The 16,774-nt window shown below is 71.5% G+C and carries 15 protein-coding genes and 1 riboswitch; of the genes, 6 read left to right on the top strand and 9 right to left on the bottom strand.

The genetic code is table 11. The annotated features are described in order from the left end of the window. The coding region (locus ABZS66_RS19465) for an inorganic phosphate transporter (RefSeq protein ID WP_354759435.1) at positions 1 to 538 on the top strand (538 nt) is incomplete at its 5' end. Positions 539 to 563: 25 nt separating this feature from the next. Here the strand turns inward: ABZS66_RS19465 and ABZS66_RS19460 are convergent. After that, positions 564 to 1,877 (bottom strand): AI-2E family transporter, encoded by a 1,314-nt coding sequence (locus tag ABZS66_RS19460; protein ID WP_354759439.1) that lies wholly within the window; start codon positions 1,875 to 1,877, stop codon positions 564 to 566. Between the two features lie 31 nt (positions 1,878 to 1,908). On the opposite strand from ABZS66_RS19460, the gene ABZS66_RS19455 reads away from it, so the two are divergent. Continuing rightward, a complete protein-coding gene (locus ABZS66_RS19455) occupies positions 1,909 to 2,268 on the top strand; it encodes a co-chaperone GroES (protein ID WP_354759433.1) in 360 nt (119 codons plus the stop codon). Here ABZS66_RS19455 and ABZS66_RS19450 read toward each other — a convergent pair. Next, positions 2,259 to 3,701: a PrsW family intramembrane metalloprotease gene (locus ABZS66_RS19450; RefSeq protein ID WP_354759431.1), complete on the bottom strand. Its 1,443-nt coding sequence runs from the start codon at positions 3,699 to 3,701 to the stop codon at positions 2,259 to 2,261. The two genes, ABZS66_RS19455 and ABZS66_RS19450, sit on opposite strands and share 10 nt — an antisense overlap. 506 nt (positions 3,702 to 4,207) lie before the next feature. After that, positions 4,208 to 4,323, top strand: a riboswitch (SAM riboswitch). Between the two features lie 15 nt (positions 4,324 to 4,338). Between ABZS66_RS19450 and ABZS66_RS19445 the strand changes: the two genes are divergently transcribed. Continuing rightward, positions 4,339 to 5,532 carry an aminotransferase class V-fold PLP-dependent enzyme gene (locus tag ABZS66_RS19445; RefSeq protein ID WP_354759429.1) on the top strand — a complete coding sequence of 398 codons (1,194 nt, stop codon included), beginning with the start codon at positions 4,339 to 4,341 and terminating at the stop codon, positions 5,530 to 5,532. Here ABZS66_RS19445 and ligD (ABZS66_RS19440) read toward each other — a convergent pair. Next, positions 5,503 to 6,390, bottom strand: a complete 888-nt coding sequence (ligD, locus tag ABZS66_RS19440; RefSeq protein WP_354759427.1) for a non-homologous end-joining DNA ligase — start codon at positions 6,388 to 6,390, stop codon at positions 5,503 to 5,505. The two genes, ABZS66_RS19445 and ligD (ABZS66_RS19440), sit on opposite strands and share 30 nt — an antisense overlap. Beyond that, positions 6,383 to 7,312: a non-homologous end-joining DNA ligase gene (ligD, locus tag ABZS66_RS19435; protein ID WP_354759425.1), complete on the bottom strand. Its 930-nt coding sequence runs from the start codon at positions 7,310 to 7,312 to the stop codon at positions 6,383 to 6,385. Before ligD (ABZS66_RS19435) ends, ligD (ABZS66_RS19440) begins: the two co-directional genes overlap by 8 nt. A gap of 97 nt (positions 7,313 to 7,409) precedes the next feature. On the opposite strand from ligD (ABZS66_RS19435), the gene ABZS66_RS19430 reads away from it, so the two are divergent. The 3 genes from ABZS66_RS19430 to ABZS66_RS19420 all read left to right on the top strand — a co-directional run bounded on the left by ABZS66_RS19430 (position 7,410) and on the right by ABZS66_RS19420 (position 11,638). Next, positions 7,410 to 8,342 (top strand): Ku protein, encoded by a 933-nt coding sequence (locus tag ABZS66_RS19430; RefSeq protein WP_354759423.1) that lies wholly within the window; start codon positions 7,410 to 7,412, stop codon positions 8,340 to 8,342. 125 nt (positions 8,343 to 8,467) lie between these two features. After that, on the top strand, positions 8,468 to 9,856 hold the full coding sequence (locus tag ABZS66_RS19425; protein WP_354759421.1) for a right-handed parallel beta-helix repeat-containing protein: 1,389 nt from the start codon (positions 8,468 to 8,470) through the stop codon (positions 9,854 to 9,856). A gap of 93 nt (positions 9,857 to 9,949) precedes the next feature. After that, positions 9,950 to 11,638 (top strand): hypothetical protein, encoded by a 1,689-nt coding sequence (locus tag ABZS66_RS19420; RefSeq protein WP_354759419.1) that lies wholly within the window; start codon positions 9,950 to 9,952, stop codon positions 11,636 to 11,638. Here the strand turns inward: ABZS66_RS19420 and ABZS66_RS19415 are convergent. From ABZS66_RS19415 to ABZS66_RS19395, 5 genes are all read right to left on the bottom strand, one after another. Next, a complete protein-coding gene (locus ABZS66_RS19415) occupies positions 11,631 to 12,134 on the bottom strand; it encodes a hypothetical protein (RefSeq protein ID WP_354759417.1) in 504 nt (167 codons plus the stop codon). The two genes, ABZS66_RS19420 and ABZS66_RS19415, sit on opposite strands and share 8 nt — an antisense overlap. A gap of 80 nt (positions 12,135 to 12,214) precedes the next feature. Beyond that, on the bottom strand, positions 12,215 to 13,849 hold the full coding sequence (locus ABZS66_RS19410) for a fatty acid--CoA ligase (RefSeq protein WP_354759415.1): 1,635 nt from the start codon (positions 13,847 to 13,849) through the stop codon (positions 12,215 to 12,217). Between the two features lie 129 nt (positions 13,850 to 13,978). Continuing rightward, a complete protein-coding gene (locus ABZS66_RS19405) occupies positions 13,979 to 15,550 on the bottom strand; it encodes an MDR family MFS transporter (protein ID WP_354759413.1) in 1,572 nt (523 codons plus the stop codon). Then, the gene (locus tag ABZS66_RS19400; RefSeq protein WP_354759411.1) at positions 15,547 to 16,023 is read right to left on the bottom strand and encodes a MarR family transcriptional regulator; all 477 of its coding nucleotides are present in this window, start codon (positions 16,021 to 16,023) and stop codon (positions 15,547 to 15,549) included. Before ABZS66_RS19400 ends, ABZS66_RS19405 begins: the two co-directional genes overlap by 4 nt. Positions 16,024 to 16,250: 227 nt before the next feature. Continuing rightward, positions 16,251 to 16,658, bottom strand: a complete 408-nt coding sequence (locus tag ABZS66_RS19395) for a winged helix-turn-helix domain-containing protein (protein WP_354759409.1) — start codon at positions 16,656 to 16,658, stop codon at positions 16,251 to 16,253. Between the last annotated feature and the right edge of the window lie 116 nt (positions 16,659 to 16,774).

Raw genomic sequence — 16,774 nt, 5'->3', positions numbered from 1 at the left:
GCTCGCGATCATGTGGATCTTCCGCCGCGGCCAGCCGCGCAAGCTCACCCGCGGCTTCCGCATGGCCCAGACGGTCTCCGCCGCCGCGATGTCGGTCGGCCATGGCATGCAGGACGCGGCCAAGACGATGGGCATCGTGGTGCTCGCGCTGTACGCGGGCGGCTACCAGGACAACACCACGGACATCCCGGAGTGGGTGTTCCTGGCCTCGTCGACGGTGCTGGCCCTGGGCACGTACTCGGGCGGCTGGCGCATCATCCGCACGCTGGGCCGCAAGGTCATCGACCTGGACCCGCCGCAGGGCTTCGCCGCCGAGACGGTGGCCGCGGGCGTGCTGTTCACGACGTCGCAGCTGGGCCTGCCGATCTCGACGACCCACACGATCACGTCGGCCATCATGGGCGTGGGCGCCACGAAGCGCCTGTCGGCGGTCCGCTGGAACGTGGCGGGCAACATCGTCACGGCCTGGGTGCTGACGTTCCCGGCCGCGGCGCTGATCGCCGTCCTGTCGTACCTGGTGGTCCGGCCCCTCTTCTAGGTCCGGTCCGGTCCGGTCCGGCGAGCTAGTCGGACGAGACGATCACGGCGTCCGGTGGGGGCTCGCGGCGGTGCTGGACCAGGTGGCGGATGCCCGTATTCAGCACCGCCACCAGCGGGACCGCCACCAGGGCGCCGATGATGCCGGCCAGCACCACGCCGGCGGAGATCGCCACGATCACGGCCAGCGGGTGGACCGACACGGCCCGGCCCATGATCAGCGGCTGGAGGACGTGGCCCTCCAGCTGCTGAACCGCGATCACGCCGATGAGCACCACCAGCGCCGTGATCGGGCCCTCGTCCACCAGCGCCACCAGGACGGCCACGGCGCCGGAGAGGGTCGCGCCCACGATCGGCACGAAGGCGGCCAGGAAGACCAGGGTGCCCAGTGGGAACCAGAAGTCGACGTTCAGGATCACCAGCAGCAGGCCGATGCCCAAGGCGTCGATGAAGGCCACCAGCACCGTCGCCCGGACGTACGCGACCAGGGTTTGCCAGGCGGCCTCGCCCGCTCGGCGGATCGGGTCGCGGGCCGGGCCGGGCAGAATGCTGGTCAGGAAGTGCCAGATTCGCTTGCCGTCGCGCATGAAGAAGAACGTCACGAACAGGACCAGGAAGAGCAGCGCCAGGAACTCGATCGTCGCCGTGGCCGTGGACACGGCGCTGTCGGTCAAGCTGCCGCGGTTCTCGCTCAGCCAGTTCGACGCGGCGTCGAAGGTGGCGTCCAGCTGGCGGCCGCTCAGGTGGAGCGGGCCGGTCGTCAGCCAGGTCTGGATCTGCTGCACGCCGTCCGACGCCTTGTCGGACAGCGCCGGGAAGCCGTCGACGAACTCGCTGATGACCAGGGTCAGCACGCCCGCAACCGCGGCCAGGCCGGTGATGAGGACCAGGAACGCGGCCAGCGACGGCGGCAGCTTCACCCGGCGCCGCAGCACGCCCATCATGGGCGCGAGCAGCGCCGACAGGAGCAGCGAGATGCTCAGCGGGATCAGGACGGTCTTCAGCCGGCCGACCAGCCACAGCAGTACGGCAGCCGCCGCCACCAGCACAAGGAGCCGCCACGACCAGGCCGCGGCGATGCGCAGGCCGTGCGGGACCTCGGCGTCGTCGCGGCTCATCGTCGACGGTTGGCCCGGCGCCAGCTCGGCCTCCATCTCCTCGATCACCGGGTCCGGGTCCGGCTCGGGCTCGACGAGCGCGGCCTCCCGCTGGGCTCGGGCGGTCTCCACCCGTTGGAGATAGGCGCGGCGCAGATTGGCACGCACCTGGTCGAACCGGCCCACGAACGAACCTCCCCCGACGGCAGCAGACACCTCACCGTAGTCCGGGTCGAGCGGCAATGGCACGCATCGAGGCGGTAGCGTCGCATGCGTGACAGCACAGCCCGCCCTCACCCCATCGGCCGACGACCTCGAGGCCGGCCTGCCGATTCGCCTGCTCCACGACCGGGTGCTCGTCCGGCTCGAGGGTGCGGAGGGCGAGCGGCGGCATGTCTCCGGCATCGTGATCCCGGCGACGGCGTCCGTCGGGCGCCGGTTGTCGTGGGCGACGGCCGTCGGCGTCGGGCCCAACGTGCGGTCGATCGTGGCCGGCGACCGGGTGCTGTTCGACCCCGAGGAGCGCTCCGAGGTGGAGCTCCAGGGCCGCGACTACGTGCTGCTGCGCGAGCGCGACGTGCACGCGGTCGCGGCCCGGCGGGTCGAGCCGGACTCGACCGGCCTCTACCTGTAGTAGACGGGCACCGGCGGCGGCTGCGGCGGGGCCAGCACCACCGGCACCGGCACGACCGGGGTCGGTGGGGCGTCGAGCACGCGCACCACGCCGTCCGGGAAGGTGATGTGATACCGCGAGCCGTCCCACACCGCCCGCGGCGCCTGCGGATCCCGCCCGACGAAGACCTGGCGGTACGCCTGCAGGGCCTGCAGCAGCCGGAACTCCTCGACCAGCGCCGCATGCCGGCGTTGGGGCTCCTTGTCGAGGCCGCGGCGCAGCCCGTCACGCAGCAGCGCCAGCCGCGTCGCGTCGAACTGGAACGCCTTCATCGCCTTGTCGCCCGCGTCGCCGGCGACCCGGCGGGCCCAGCGCCGGGCCGACAGCCGCCGCCCCAGCGTGCCGAGCGCGGCGACCTCCGGCGGCGAGAACCATCCCGCCCGCGCGTACTCGCCGAGCACGCGCTCGGTCACCCGGCCCTCGTACGAGCGCAGCCACAGGGCGAAGCCGACCATGCACAGGAAGATCGGCATCATGACGGCGAAGTAGCCGTACAGCAGCACCCATGTGTTGGCCGAGGCGGTCACCGACATCAGGTTCCACGAGCCGTGCAGGATCATCGCCAGGATCAGGCCCGCGATCGGGGCCAGGAACCGCACGGACCGGTTCGAGGTGCGCGAGGCGATGCCGAGGCCGATGCCCGTCATCGCGGTGAACAGCGGGTGGGCGAAGCCGGTCATCACGATCCGCACGATGAAAATGCCGACCAGCACGGCCGCGCCGGAGACCGGCCCGTTCTTCTCGGCGGTGTCGGCGTACCCCTTGAACCCGAGGTACAGGATGTTCTCCACCATGGCGAAGCCGGTGGCCGAAAGTCCACAGTAGACGATGCCGTCGATGATGCCGGAGTACGCGCGGGGGCGGCGCCAGAACAGCAGGATCGGCCCGAGCGCCTTCATGCTCTCCTCGATGAACGGCGCCACCAGCACGGCCACGAGTGCGTCGGAGAGTCCGGCGCGATCGGCGAGATAGGCGCCGGTGGTGTTGACCACGAGCGCCACGCCGGTTGCGACGCAGGCGCCCCAGCCGAAGACGAAGATGAGGTACTTCACCGGCTCCGGCTCGTACCGGTCGAGCCACAGGAAGCAGAAGACGAGCAGGGGCACCGGGATGACCGCGGCGGCGACACCGATGACGAGGGCCGTCCAGCCGCCGCTGAACCCGAAGAAGCCGAGCACGGCCACGCCGCAGGCGGCGATGAACCCCATGACGAGGATGAGCGTCCACAGCCGCCGCCGGTCGGAGCGCTTGGCGGGCGGGGCGGCGGCGAGGGCCAGCGCGGCCGTCGCGTACGACTGCTCGTTGGTCACGGGCTCGGCGGCCACGGTCACGTTGGGCACGGCGGAGGTCGCGGCGGCGGCCGTCGGCGCCCAACTGCCGGGCGCGCCGGGCACCGCGGGCAGCGCGGCCGGCCACCCGGAGGGCGGCGTCCCGATCCCCGCCTGCGCCGGTGCGGGGGAACCCGGGTCGGTGAGGCCAGCGGGGGCCGAGTAGGGCGAGTGCCCGGGCGTCCCGGGCGGCGCCGGCCTAGCCCACGGCGACGCGTCGGGCTGCGGGGACGGCCCGGAAGGCGAGCCCCAGGTCGATGCGGCAGGCGGCTCGGATGGTGCGGCCCAGGTGGACGCGGCGGGCGGCGCCGAGGCCGGCGGAGCGAACCCGTTGCCGGGTGCGGCGGCGGGCGGCTGGGCCGACGGCGCCCACGGGGTCGGAGCGACCCACGGCTCGGGGGCGGGTGGCTGACCACTCGCGGACCCCGCGAAGGGGGCGGCCGGCTGCTCGCCCGGCGGAGTGTCGGCAGGCGCTGACTGGCCCGTCGGGGGCGCGGCCGGTCGGTCGGACGGCGTCCCATTCGGCGGGAGTTCGCTCATGAGCCAACTCTATCCGCGGTACCGTCGGCGGAGGTCATGAGTGCCAGCGCCAAGCCCCGGCTCGCTGGCCGGCAACCCTCGCGTTCGCGGCGGGGTGCCCCGGGTGATGACCCGGCCCGTCGCGCGGTGTGGCGGGCAAGCGCGAACGGAAGGTCATGCCTCCATGTCCGTTGTCCTGTCCCCCGGTGACGTCAAGCTCCGCGACGGCCGCAGCGTCGACTTCGCCAACCTCGACATCGCCGCCACCGCCCCCTGCCTGCGGGTCGTCGCCGACGCGGTCGCCGAGCTGCTGCCCTTCTACGGATCGGTCCACCGCGGCGCCGGGGCGCTGTCGGAGCGGTGCACGCGGGAGTACGAGCAGGCCCGCGAGACCGTGGCCGACGTGCTCGGCTGCGGCGCCGGTGACACCGTCGTCTTCACGCGGAACACCACCGACGCGTTCAACCTGCTCGCGCGCGCCGTGCCCGCGGGCACCACGGTCGTCACGTTCGACACCGAACACCACGCCAACCTGCTGCCCTGGGCCGGCGTGGTGCGGCTGCCGGCGCCCCGGTCGGCCGACGAGGCGGTCGGGTCGCTCACCCGATGCCTGTCCAGCACGGGAAAGAACACGCTGGTCAGCGTGACCGCGGCCAGCAACGTGACCGGGGAGCTGTGGCCGGTCGCGCGGCTCGCCGCCGTGGCACACCGCTTCGGCGCCCGGATCGCGGTCGACGCCGCCCAGCTCGCCCCGCACGCACCGGTCTCGCTGTCCGACCTGGGCGCGGACTACGTGGCGTTCTCCGGCCACAAGATCTACGCACCGTTCGGCGCCGGCGTGCTGGTGGGCCGGGCCGACTGGCTGGACGCCGCCGAGCCGTACCTCGCGGGCGGCGGCGCGAGCGCCAACGTGGCCTTCGACGGCACCGTGCGCTGGGCGACCGGCCCGGCCCGCCACGAGGCGGGGACGCCGAACCTGCTCGGCGCGGTCGCGCTGGCCACGGCCCTGCGGGCGCTCCGGGAGGACAGCCACGAGCAGGCCCTGGTGACCCGCCTGCGGGCCGGCCTGGCCGGGCTGCCGCACGTGGAGGAGCTGCGCCTGTTCGGCCCGGAAGCGCCGCGGGTCGGCATCGTGTCGTTCGCGGTGCTGGGCGAGGACCCGGGCGACCTGGCCGTCCGGCTGGGCCGCGACCACGGCATCGGCGTGCGCACAGGCCTGTTCTGCGCCCACCCGCTGACCCGCCGCCTGCTCGCCGAGGCGACCGCGCGGCTGGGCGCCGAAGCGGTCCCGGCCCAGGCGGTACGCGCCAGCCTCGGCCTGGGCACCACGACGGAGCACGTGGACCGGCTACTCGCCGCCCTGGAGCAGGTCGCCTAGCTCGGCGAGGCGGGCGAGGACGGTGGACGGGTTCAGGTCGGCGGCGGTCAGCTCGCCGGCCTCGACCTCCTCCCAGGTCAGCGGGGCACTCACGGTCGGCAGGGCGCCCGCCCGGAGCGAGTACGGCGCGACCGTGGTCTTGAAGGCGTTGTTCTGGCTCCAGTCGATGAAGACCTTGCCCGGGCGCAGCTGCTTGGCCATCTTCGAGACCACCAGGCCGGGGTGCGCCCGGGCCAGTTCGTCCGCGACCGCCTTGGCGTAGGCGCTCAGCTCGTCGGCCGTCTCGTCGCCCGGTAGCGGTACCACCAGCTGCATGCCCTTCCTGCCGGACGTCTTCGGGCAGCCCGCCAGGCCGTCGGCGGCCAGCCGTTCGCGTAGCAGCAGGGCCACCTCGTAGCACTCCGGGAGGCCGGCCGGCGGGCCCGGGTCCAGGTCGACCACGAGCTGGTCGGGGTCGAGGGTGCGGCCGTCCTCGTCGACCCGCCACTGCGGGGTGTGCAGCTCCAGCGCGGCCAGGTTGGCCAGCCAGACCACCGTGGCCAGCTCGTCGACCAGGATGAAGTCGATCTTCTCGCGGTTCTTGGACGAGCCGGGGACGGGCAGGCGGACCGTGCGGATCCAGTCAGGGGTACCGGCGGGGGCGTTCTTCTCGAAGAAGCTGTTGCCGTCGACGCCGTTGGGGTACCGCGTGCGGGTCAGCGGCCGGCCGGCCAGGTGCGGCAGCAGGATCGGGCCGATCCGGGTGTAGTAGTCGATCACCTCGGCCTTCGTGAAGCCGACCTGGGGGTACAGCACCTTGTCCAGGTTGGAGATCTCCAGCTGGCGCCCCTCGACCTCGACGCGGAACCGGTCAGGCATCGCTCACCTCCGCCGGGGACAGGTCGGGACGGATGCGCAGGAAGCGCGGGAACCGCAGGCGGCCGTCGCGGGTGCGGTGGCTGTACTTCACCTCGACCACCAGGTGCGGGCTCACCCAGACGGCGCCGCGGGCGTCCTCGCGCGGGACCGTGTCGCCGAACGGCGAACCGGCGGCGGTGAGCGGCTGCAGGGCGTTGAGCAGCGCCTTCTCCGACTCGCCGGAGATCCCGCCGCCGACGCGGCCGCGGTACGCCAGGCCGTCGGCACTCGGCACGCCGACCAGCAGGGCGCCGAGCGCACGCTTGCCGGGGCGCCAGCCGCCGACGACGAACTCGGCGCTCTGCTCCAGCTTCACCTTCACCCAGTCCGGCGTCCTGAGGCCCGGGTGGTACAGCGAGCTCGTCCGCTTCGCGACCACCCCCTCCAGCCGGTTCTCCCGCGACGCGGCCACGGTCGCCGGACCGTCGTCGAAGGAGGGGGGCACGACGGCGCGCGCGCCCAGGGTGAGGCCTTCGAGGCGACTGCGGCGGACGGTGTACTGCTGGTGCGTCAGCTCTTCGCCGTCGATCCTCAGGGCGTCGAAGACCAGGTAGGTCACTGGCACGGCGGCGGCGAGCCGGGCCGCGCGGTGGGGGTCGCGCACGTGCATCCGCTCGGCCAGCACCTGGAACGACGGCTGCCCGGCCTCGTCCATGGCGACGACCTCGCCGTCGAGCACGGTGTCGTCGAGGCCGCGGCCGATCCCGGCGAGCTCGGGATACGCGGCGGTGACCTCGGCGCCGCTGCGCGCGTAGAACCGGGTCGCGCCCCCGCTGACCACCGCGATCGCGCGGATGCCGTCCCACTTGAACTCGAACGCCCAGCCCGGCCCGGACGGCAGCACGCCGGCCGAGGCGAGCATCGGCGCCGGCGGACCCCCCATGCCCACACCATAGTTCGCCTGCGAGTTCCTCGCGTCCGCGTCGAAACGATGCAATTCTGTTGGTGGAAGGTCGACAAGCTGCGGAAAGGGATAACCGATGCGCGCGATCTGGAAGGGCGCGGTCTCCTTCGGGTTGGTGTCGATCGCCGTCCGGCTCTATTCGGCGACCGAGGAGAAGGACATCCGCTTCCACCAGGTGCACCGGGAGGACGGCGGACGGATCAAGTACAAGCGAGTCTGTTCGATCGACGGGGACGAGGTCAGCTACGACGACATCGCCAAGGGCTACGACCTCGGCGGCGGCGAGATGGTGATCCTGACCGACGACGACTTCGCCGAGCTCCCGCTCACCACGAGCCGGGCCATCGAGGTGCTGGAGTTCGTGCCGGTCGAGCAGGTCGACCCGATCCTGTACAACAAGGCCTACTACCTGGAGCCCGAGCAGACCGCCGCCAAGCCCTACGCGCTGCTGCGCGACGCGCTGACGAACACTGAACGGCTGGCGATCGTCAAGGTGGCGCTCCGCCAGCGCGAGCAGCTGGCCACCCTGCGGGTGCGCGACAACGTGCTGGTCCTCAACACCATGCTGTGGCCCGACGAGGTCCGCGCCGCGAAGTTCGACATCCTCGACGAGGACGTCACGGCCCGGCCGGCGGAGCTGGCGATGGCCGGCTCGCTGATCGAGTCGATGGCGGGCGACTTCGAGCCGTCGGCGTACACCGACAACTATCGCGAGGCCCTCCAGGAGGTCATCGACGCGAAGGTGGCCGGCCGCGAGGTCGTGCAGCCCGAGGAGGCCGAGGAGGCGCCGGCCGCGGCCGTCGACCTGATGGCGGCGCTGCGGGCGTCGGTCGAGCGGGCCCGTGCGGCCCGTGGCGAGGCGGCGCCGGAGAAGGCCGCCGAGGAGGAGGCCGAAGAGCCGACGCCGATCAAGAAGGCGCCGGCGGCGAAGGCGCCGGCGAAGAAGGCCACGACGGCCGCGAAGAAGACCACCGCGAAGAAGACGACACCGGCCAAGAAGTCGGCCTGAGAGGCCCTCAAGACGGCTCGGTTTCCGGCGCGCCGGGCGCTGCCAGGATACTGGTAGCGACCCGACCGTCAGGAGTTTCCTCGATGCCCGTCACCCGCCGCGCAGCGTTGATGCTCGGAGCACCGATGGTAGTCGCCGCGGCGGCCACCGTCGGCATCGTGGCGAGCGACCGCTCCGACGACGGCCAGCCGGGCAGGCCGTCGTCGCCCGAGCCGCACCCGAGCGGCCTGCCAGGCTCGCGGCTCGCCACCGACCTGGGCCTGAACGCGACGAACAACGGCGCGAGCAACCGGGAGAAGCTCGTCTCCGCCCTGTCGGGCAGCTCGGTGAGCGTGGTGTTCCCGCCCGGTGACTACGTCATCGACAACGGCGGGACGCCGGTCGTGGTCAAGGGCTTCAGCGGGCAGCTGGTCATGCTGCCGGGCGCGCGGCTGGTCTTCACCGACAGCACCAAGCGCGGCCTGATCTTCGACGGCGGCAACCGGGCCAAGGTGAGCGGGCTGACCACGGCCTTCGTGACCATGCCGTCCAGCCGCAACGGCGTCGAGGAGTGCATCACCTTCCAGAACACCACCGACACGCTGGTCGAGGACATCCAGATCACCGGGGCGGCCGCGGCCGGCCTGCTGTTCTGGGAGTGCACCCGGCCGACGGTGAGCCGGGCGGTCATCCGCCACACGATGGCCGACGGCCTGCACTTCGCGAACTGCCAGGACGGGCGGGCCGACCAGATCACCACGCTCGACACCGGCGACGACGGTGTCGCGTTCGTCAACTACGCCAGCGGACCGCCCAACACCGGCGGGGTCGCCACGAACATCACCGTGACCCGGTCGAAGTCGCGGGGCGTCTCGGTCGTCGGGCAGAGCGGCGTCACGGTCCGCGACGTGCGCGTCGAGAGCACCGCCGGGCATGGCCTCTACTGCGCGTACGAGGCCTCGTGGAAGACCCGCACGCCCAGCGACGTCGTGTTCGAGCGGGCCCAGGTCACCTCGGCGGGTGTGGGCGTCGACGGCGTCGGCGGCGGCAACTCCGGGGTGCGGGTCGACACCGCCGGCCCGGTGGTCATCTCGAAGATCACCGTGGAGAAGCCCGGCCGGCACGGCTTCTCCATCGCCCAGTCCACCGTCACGGTCACCGACTCGACCGTGCTCAACACCCCCGAGCACGGCTTCCACATCCAGGACAGCACGTGCACCCTCGACCGGCTCACGGCCGAGGGCACCAACGGGATCGGGCTCAACGCGACCGGCTGCGCGCGGCTGGAGTTCGGGTCGGTGACCCTGCGCAACACGGCCCGCACCAACAAATCGCACCGGGCCGTGAGCCTGGACAACAATGCCTACGTCTTCGGCGGCCGGACCTGGGTCGCCGACACCCAGAAGCCGGCCACCGGCTACGTGCTGGCCGTCTCCGGGAACCAGCGCGGCAACCTCGGCACCGTCGTCGACCACGTGGACTCGGCCGACCTTGTTATGGAGAACACATCCGGGCTTCCCTGGGCGCCCGCCTAGGGACAGCCGGCCACGTCGCCGCGCGGGTATGATCCGCCTGCCAGTCGACGGGGGAGGTCGGCCCGTCGTCCATTGTGGACGAAAGGCGGCGCGATGGCGCCAATGCTCCGGTTGCGCAACGTGTTCCGGCACGAGTGGACGCTCGTCAGCCTGTTCGCGCTGGTGCTTGCGTCCGTGATGACCTGGCCGGCGCTGCGCGACCCGTTGCACACGATGCCCAACGACTATCGCGACCCGAGCCTGCAGGCCTGGCAGATGGCGTGGATCGGCTGGATCGTCAAGCGCGACCCGGGCGAGCTGTGGGACACCAACGCGTTCCACCCCGAGCCGAGCACGCTGGCCTTCTCCGACACCCTGCTCGGCTACCTCCCGTTCGCGCTGATCGGCCACGACACCGGTGCGGCGATCCTGCGGTACAACATCCTCTTCATGCTGGTCTTCGCGCTGGCCTTCGCCGGGGCGTACTTCCTGGCCCGGCAGCTCGGCTCGGGGATCCCGGGCGCCGCGGTGGCCGGCGCCGCCTTCGCCTACGCGCCGTGGCACTGGTCGCAGATCTCCCACCTCAACATCCTGTCCGCCGGCGGCATGGCGCTGAGCCTGGCGATGCTGGCCCGCGGGCACGGCTACTCGCTGCGCGCGGGGTACCGGCCCGAGCTCGTCCGTCCGAAGTGGGCGGTCGCGGGCTGGTTGACCGCGACCTGGCAGATCACCCTCGGCTTCGGCATCGGTCTCGGGTTCCTCTACGTGCTGTCGCTGCTGTTCGTCGTCACGCTGGTGGTCTGGCTGGTCCGCCGCCGGCCGCGGCTGGGCCGGCCGCTACTGCTCGCCGACGCGATCGGCGCCGTGATCCTGCTCACCGTGTCCGTGCTGCTGTCCCGGCCGTATTTCGCGGTGCAGGAGCGCTATCCGGAGGCGGCGCGGACGCTGCACGAGATCGAGCTGTTCGGCCCGGACTGGAAGGGCTTCTTCGTCGCGCCGCGCCCGTCCTGGCTGTGGGGCGGCGCGCACGCCTCCTTACGCGACTCCTACCAGGGTCGCGGCGGCAGCGAGGTGCTGGTCTTCGCCGGCTACACGCTGTACGCGCTGGCCGTCGCCGGGCTGGTGCTGTCGGTCTGGAGCATCGGCCGGCGGATCGCGCTCGCCACCGGCATCACGCTGACCGTGCTGGCGGCGCTGGGCGTGCACTCCTGGACCCGGGGGGCCTACCTCTTCCTGTACGACCACCTCCCCGGCTGGGACGCGAACCGGACGCCCGGCCGCTGGGTCGTCTGGACGACGCTGCTGCTCGGGCTGCTGGCCGCGGGCGCGGTGACGGCCCTGTGGGAGCGGGCGGCGACCTGGCGGTGGCCGCGCGTGACCGCCGTGGCGCTGTTCCTGCCGGCCGTGCTGGTGCTGGCGGAGGGGCTGCAGGAGGCGAAGTTCCCGGTCGTGCCGCCCGCGCCGGCCGCGCTGCGGACGGCCGAGGGGCCGATCCTCGTGCTGCCGAGCACCCGATCGGTCGACGAGGTGTACCAGCTGTGGCTGGCGGACTCGTTCCAGCCGCTGGTCAACGGCTACAGCGGGCTGATTCCGAACAGCCTGGCCCGCACCCGGAAGGAGACGGCCAGCTTCCCGGACCAGGCGAGCGTGGCGTACCTCAGGAAGCTCGGCGTCAAGACCGTGGTCGTCCTGCGGCAGCCGCCGGGGGCGGCGGCCCACAAGCGCGCGTTCACGGCCGGCATCGACGGGCTGGGCCTCACCCGCACGGAACGGCCGGACGCGGTGGTCTTCAAGCTCAGCTAGTACTGCGGGTGAAGTAGACGGTCGCCGATCGCTGGTCGAGCAGGAGGTGGTCGCCGACGTCGAGCCAGGTGGGGTCCTTCGGGGCGAACGGCAGCAGGTCCTCCGGCACGTGCTGCGGCGGCGCCACGGTGCTCGGCCGCGGTCCGGGCGACGGGGCCGCGGACGGCCCTCCCTGCGCGAGCTCGTCGGCCCGCTCGCGGGTCACCACGGCGAAGCCGTTCATCACGTAGTCCATCGGGCCGATCTCCGGGCAGCTGCGGGCCCGCGCCTCGCGCTCCTGCCAGTGCACCGACTGGATGGGCGCGAGGCGGGGCCACAGCTGCTCGATGCGCACCTTCTGGGTGCTCACGGCGGTCTTCGTCGGGGCGGTGGCGTCGGCGCAGCCGGCGAGGCCCGGGACCCAGTCACGCAGGGCCAGGGCCACGCCGCACGCCGCCACGACGCAGAGGACGACCGCGCCAGTGACGAACAGCGCCAGCTTCGCAGACCGGGTCACGCGCCCTCCGCTTCGCTCCGGCCGCGCTCCCAACGGACTGAGCCCATGGTGACCGGCCCCTCCGCTTCGCTCCGGACCGGTCACGCCCTGATCTCTACCACCTCGAGGTCGCCGTCGGCGTAGCTGGCCCGGACCCGCTTCTTGTCGAACTTGCCGACGCTGGTCTTCGGCACCGCCTCGATGAACGACCAGCGCTCGGGCAGCTGCCAGCGGGCGACCTTGTCACCCAGGAACTGCCGGAGCGTGTCGGCGTCGGCCGTCGTGCCTTCCCGCAGTACCACGGTGGCCAAAGGACGCTCGCCCCACTTGTCGTCCGGCACTCCGACCACGCACGCCTCGAGCACCGCCGGGTGGGCCATCAGGGCGTTCTCGAGGTCGACCGAGCTGATCCACTCGCCGCCCGACTTGATCACGTCCTTGGCCCGGTCGGTCAGGGTCAGGTACCCGTTGGGCGTGAGCGTGCCGACGTCACCGGTCCGCAGCCAGCCGTCCTCAAACTTGTCGGGGTCGGGTCCGTCCTCGCCGATGTACTGGGCGGTGATCCACGGGCCGCGGACCTGCAGTTCGCCGACCGCCTTGCCGTCGTTCGGCATGACCTCGCCGATCGGGCCGACGATCCGGGCCTCCACGCCGGCCGGCACGCGGCCCTGGGTGTACCGGTACGCCCAGGCCTCGGGGCCCTCCAGCCCGGCGGGCGAGCGGGACACCGAGCCGAGCGGCGACATCTCGGTCATGCCCCAGGCGTGGATGACGTCGATGTCGTACCGGTCCTTGAACGCGTGCATGAGGGCGGGCGGGCAGGCCGAGCCGCCGATGACGACCTCCTTCAGCGAGGAGGTGTCGGTGGGGTTGGCGTCGAGGTACGCGAGCAGGTCGGTGAAGATCGTGGGCACCGCGCCGGCGAAGGTCGGCTTCTCGACGGCGATCATCTGGGCGAGCGGCGCCGCCTGGAGGAAGCGGTCGGGCATGACCAGCGAGGCGCCTGACATCAGCGCCGCATAGGGCAGCCCCCACGCCATGGCGTGGAACATGGGCACGATGCACAGGTCGCGGACCTGCGGCCCGAGGCCGAAGCTCTCCGCCATGCACACCTCCATCGAGTGGAGGTAGATCGAGCGGTGGGAGTACGCGACGCCCTTCGGGTTTCCCGTGGTACCGCTGGTGTAGCAGAGCGCAGCGGCGTCGTCCTCGTCGACGGCCGGCCAGTCGAAGGACTCGGACCGTCCGTCGAGCAGCTCCTCCCAGCGGTGCACGGCCACGCCGTCCTTCTGGAGCTTCTCCGTGTCGCCCCCGCCGACGACCACGATGTGGCGGATCGTGGTCAGGTGCGGCAGCACGCCGGCCAGCAGCGGGATCAGCGTCGAGTCGACGATGACCACGTGGTCCTCGGCGTGGTTGGCGATGTAGATGAGCTGCTCCGGGAAGAGCCGGAGGTTGAGCGTGTGCAGCACGGCGCCCATGCTCGGCACCGCGAGGTACGCGACCAGGTGCTCGGCGTTGTTCCACATCAGCGTCCCGACCCGCTGGTCGCCGGTGACCCCGAGGTCACGCAGCGCGTTGGCGAGACGGGCGGCCTGCCGGCCGACCTCGGCGTAGCTGGTGCTGCGGGCCGAGTCCCCGGTCCAGGTGGCGACCTCGGAGTCCCCGTGAACGGTGGACCCGTGCTGCAGAATGCGGGAGATCAGGAGGGGTGTCTTCATCATCGTGCTGCGCATGTACTGCACGGTAATGTGCCCTGCGCCACATCCGCCACGCCTCACTCCCGCGATCTTGGAGTTGTGGTTCCCCGATTCGGCCGATATTTCACGACAAAGCGGGGACCACAACTCCAAGATCGCGGCCGCTTAGAACGCGGCGACCTTGGCCTCCATGTCGGCCGCCGCGTCCTCCTCCGACTCCTGGGGCAGCGGCGCGCCGCCCTGCAGCGGGCGGTTCGGCAGCGCGATCGTGATCACGGCGCCGGCCAGGGCGACGACCGCCGCGGCCAGGAACACCGGGTGCAGGGCGTTGACGAAGACGTGCTCGACCATCGACAGCACGTCGGCGGGCAGCTTGCGCACCTCGGCCGGAGCATTGATCGAGACGCCGCTCATGCCGTTGCCGCTCATCTGCTCGGTCAGCCGGTTGTTCATGACGGCGCCCAGCGCGGCCACGCCGACCGAGCCGCCCAGCGAGCGGAAGAACGTGGCGGCGCTGGTGCCGGCGCCCATGTCCCGCAGGTCGAGGGCGTTCTGCACGGCCAGGATCAGCGGCTGCATCGCCATGCCGAGGCCGACGCCGATGACGGTCATGTAGATGAACGCCTGCCACAGCGGCGTGTCCACCTCGAGCGTGGTGAAGAGCAGCAGGCCCGAGCCCATGATCAGGGTGCCGGCGACCGGGAACCACTTGTACCGCCCGACCTTGCTGATGATCCGCCCGGCGACGATCGAGGTCACGATCACGCCCGCCATCATCGGCAGCATCAGCAGGCCGGAGCCGGTGGGCGAGGCGCCCTTGACGATCTGCAGGTACAGCGGGACGTAGATGATCGAGCCGAACATCGCGAAGCCGAGGATGAAGGTCGCGGTGTTGGCCAGCGTGAACGTCGAGCGCTTGAACAGCCGCAGCGGCAGGATCGGCTCCTCGGCGCGGGCCTCGGCGACGATGAAGAGCGCGGTCAGCACGGCGCCGGCGGCGAACAGGCCGAGGATCGTGGCCGAGCCCCAGGCGTACTCGTTGCCGCCCCACGACAGGGCCAGCAGGATCGCGCTGACGGCGGCGACCATCAGGCCGGCACCCAGGTAGTCGATCTTGTGGTCGCGGCGGTGGTGCGGCACCAGGCGCAGGACCCGGCTGCAGACGTACAGGGCGAACACCGCGAGCGGCACGTTGATGTAGAAGATCCAGCGCCAGTCGTTCTCGGCGAAGTAGCCGCCGACCAGCGGGCCGGCCACCGACGAGATGCCGAAGACGGCACCGAAGAGTCCCTGGTACCGCGCCCGCTCCCGCGGTGCGACCACGTCCGAGACGATGGTGAAGGCGAGCGTCATCAGGCCGCCGGCGCCGATGCCCTGCACGGCGCGCGTGATGATGAGCTGGGTCATGTCCTGCGACAGGCCGGCGAGCAGCGAGCCGAGCAGGAACGTCGAGATGGCGAAGAGCAGGACCGGCCGGCGGCCGTAGAGGTCGCTGATCTTCCCGTACAGCGGGGTCGACGCGGTCGACGCGAGCAGGTACGCCGTGACCACCCACGAGTAGTGGTCGAGGCCACCCAGATCACCGACGATCGTGGGCAGCGCGGTGCCGACGATGGTCTGGTCGAGCGCGGCCAGCAGCATCCCGGTCATGAGGCCGCCCATGAGCAGCATGATCTGCTTGTGGGCGAGGTTGGGCCGGGCGGGTTCCGTCTTCTGATCCGGCAGCGCTGTGGTCATCGAGCTTCCCTTTCGGAGGTGGTGCCAGGCAACCGTTCGGCAAGCGACTGGTTGAGTTGCGTGAAGAGGGCGGCAAAGATCTGACGCTCTTCGGGCGTCCAGCCCGCGAGCAGCTCCTGCCAGGTGGCGATCCAGCGGTCCCGGTTCTCCGTGAAGACCTCGGTGCCCAGTTCGGTGATCTCGACGAGGCTGGCCCGACGGTCGGACGGGTCCTGCGCGCGGCGCACCAGCCCGGCCTGCTCCAGCGCCGCGACCTGGCGGCTGACCGTCGAAAGATCGAGGCTGACGTCGGCGGCGAGCGCGCTCAGCCGGAACGGTCCGTCGACGGCGATGCGGCTCAGCAGCACGTACGCGGGCCGCTCCAGCCCCCGCCCGGCCTCGTTCCACTTGAGCGTCGCGAACAGCCGCTCGGACAGCCGCATGAAGCGGCCGACCTGCCGCGCAATGGCGGCATGCTCGCTGTCGTCGTACACGCCGCGGCCCCCTCTCCCGGATACTTGCTTGCCACAAGCATCGGTTCGTGGGGCAGCGATCATCAAACGCTTTACGGGTGATCCGCGTTACGTCGCCCGCAAATCGCGCGATCTTGGAGCTATAGTCCCGTATTTGTCCGATATATCCGGCATATCGGGGACCACAACTCCAGGATCGCGGAGCTTGGGGGTCGCGTCAGCTGCGACACGGTGGAGCGGGCGCGGCGTTACTCGGGCTCGCGGCCGAACTCGAAGCGGTCGGCCGGATACGCCTTCTCGCCGACGACCAGGACCGGCACGCCCTCGTTCATGCCGTGTTCCTTCTTCTCGGCCGGCGTGGGCATGCGGGCGGTGACGATCTCGCCCGGATGCAGCCAGATCCGCTCGCGCGGGACGAGCGCACGCACTCGGCTGCGATAGCCGCGTTTGCTCTCGATCAGACCCTCACCACGCAGGTGGGCCATGGCGTCGCGGATCGTGTCCCGGCCGACGTCGTGCTCCTCGGCGAGATACTTCTCGGACGGCAGCAGACTGCCCGGCGCCAGCTCACCACTGATGATCTGTTGCCGTATCGCGTCCGCGACCTGCCGATAGAGCGACAGGCCGGAACTCCGGGAGATCATGTCCGAGACCATACGAAGGTCAATCGACCTCAGACCTTGTGGCCTTAGGGCCATCATGTTTATAGTAGTGCTCAGCGCGGGGCCGGGCTGGGCGGCCCGGTTCCGCGCCACCACGCTTCACCTGCACA

Origin of the sequence: Dactylosporangium sp. NPDC005572, assembly GCF_040605515.1 — a bacterium.
Taxonomy (GTDB): Bacteria; Actinomycetota; Actinomycetes; order Mycobacteriales; family Micromonosporaceae; genus Dactylosporangium.
Note: the sequence above shows the minus strand (reverse complement) of the source record. Positions and strands in the feature narration are given on the sequence as shown.

Excerpts from the sequence above, each read along its gene's own strand:
- ABZS66_RS19445 (WP_354759429.1), top strand. The coding sequence starts at position 4,339 with ATGTCCGTTGTCCTGTCCCCCGGTGACGTCAAGCTCCGCGACGGCCGC.
- ligD (WP_354759427.1), bottom strand. The coding sequence starts at position 6,390 with ATGCCTGACCGGTTCCGCGTCGAGGTCGAGGGGCGCCAGCTGGAGATC.
- ligD (WP_354759425.1), bottom strand. The coding sequence starts at position 7,312 with ATGGGGGGTCCGCCGGCGCCGATGCTCGCCTCGGCCGGCGTGCTGCCG.
- ABZS66_RS19430 (WP_354759423.1), top strand. The coding sequence starts at position 7,410 with ATGCGCGCGATCTGGAAGGGCGCGGTCTCCTTCGGGTTGGTGTCGATC.
- ABZS66_RS19425 (WP_354759421.1), top strand. The coding sequence starts at position 8,468 with ATGGTAGTCGCCGCGGCGGCCACCGTCGGCATCGTGGCGAGCGACCGC.
- ABZS66_RS19420 (WP_354759419.1), top strand. The coding sequence starts at position 9,950 with ATGGCGCCAATGCTCCGGTTGCGCAACGTGTTCCGGCACGAGTGGACG.
- ABZS66_RS19410 (WP_354759415.1), bottom strand. The coding sequence starts at position 13,849 with ATGCGCAGCACGATGATGAAGACACCCCTCCTGATCTCCCGCATTCTG.
- ABZS66_RS19405 (WP_354759413.1), bottom strand. The coding sequence starts at position 15,550 with ATGACCACAGCGCTGCCGGATCAGAAGACGGAACCCGCCCGGCCCAAC.
- ABZS66_RS19395 (WP_354759409.1), bottom strand. The coding sequence starts at position 16,658 with ATGGTCTCGGACATGATCTCCCGGAGTTCCGGCCTGTCGCTCTATCGG.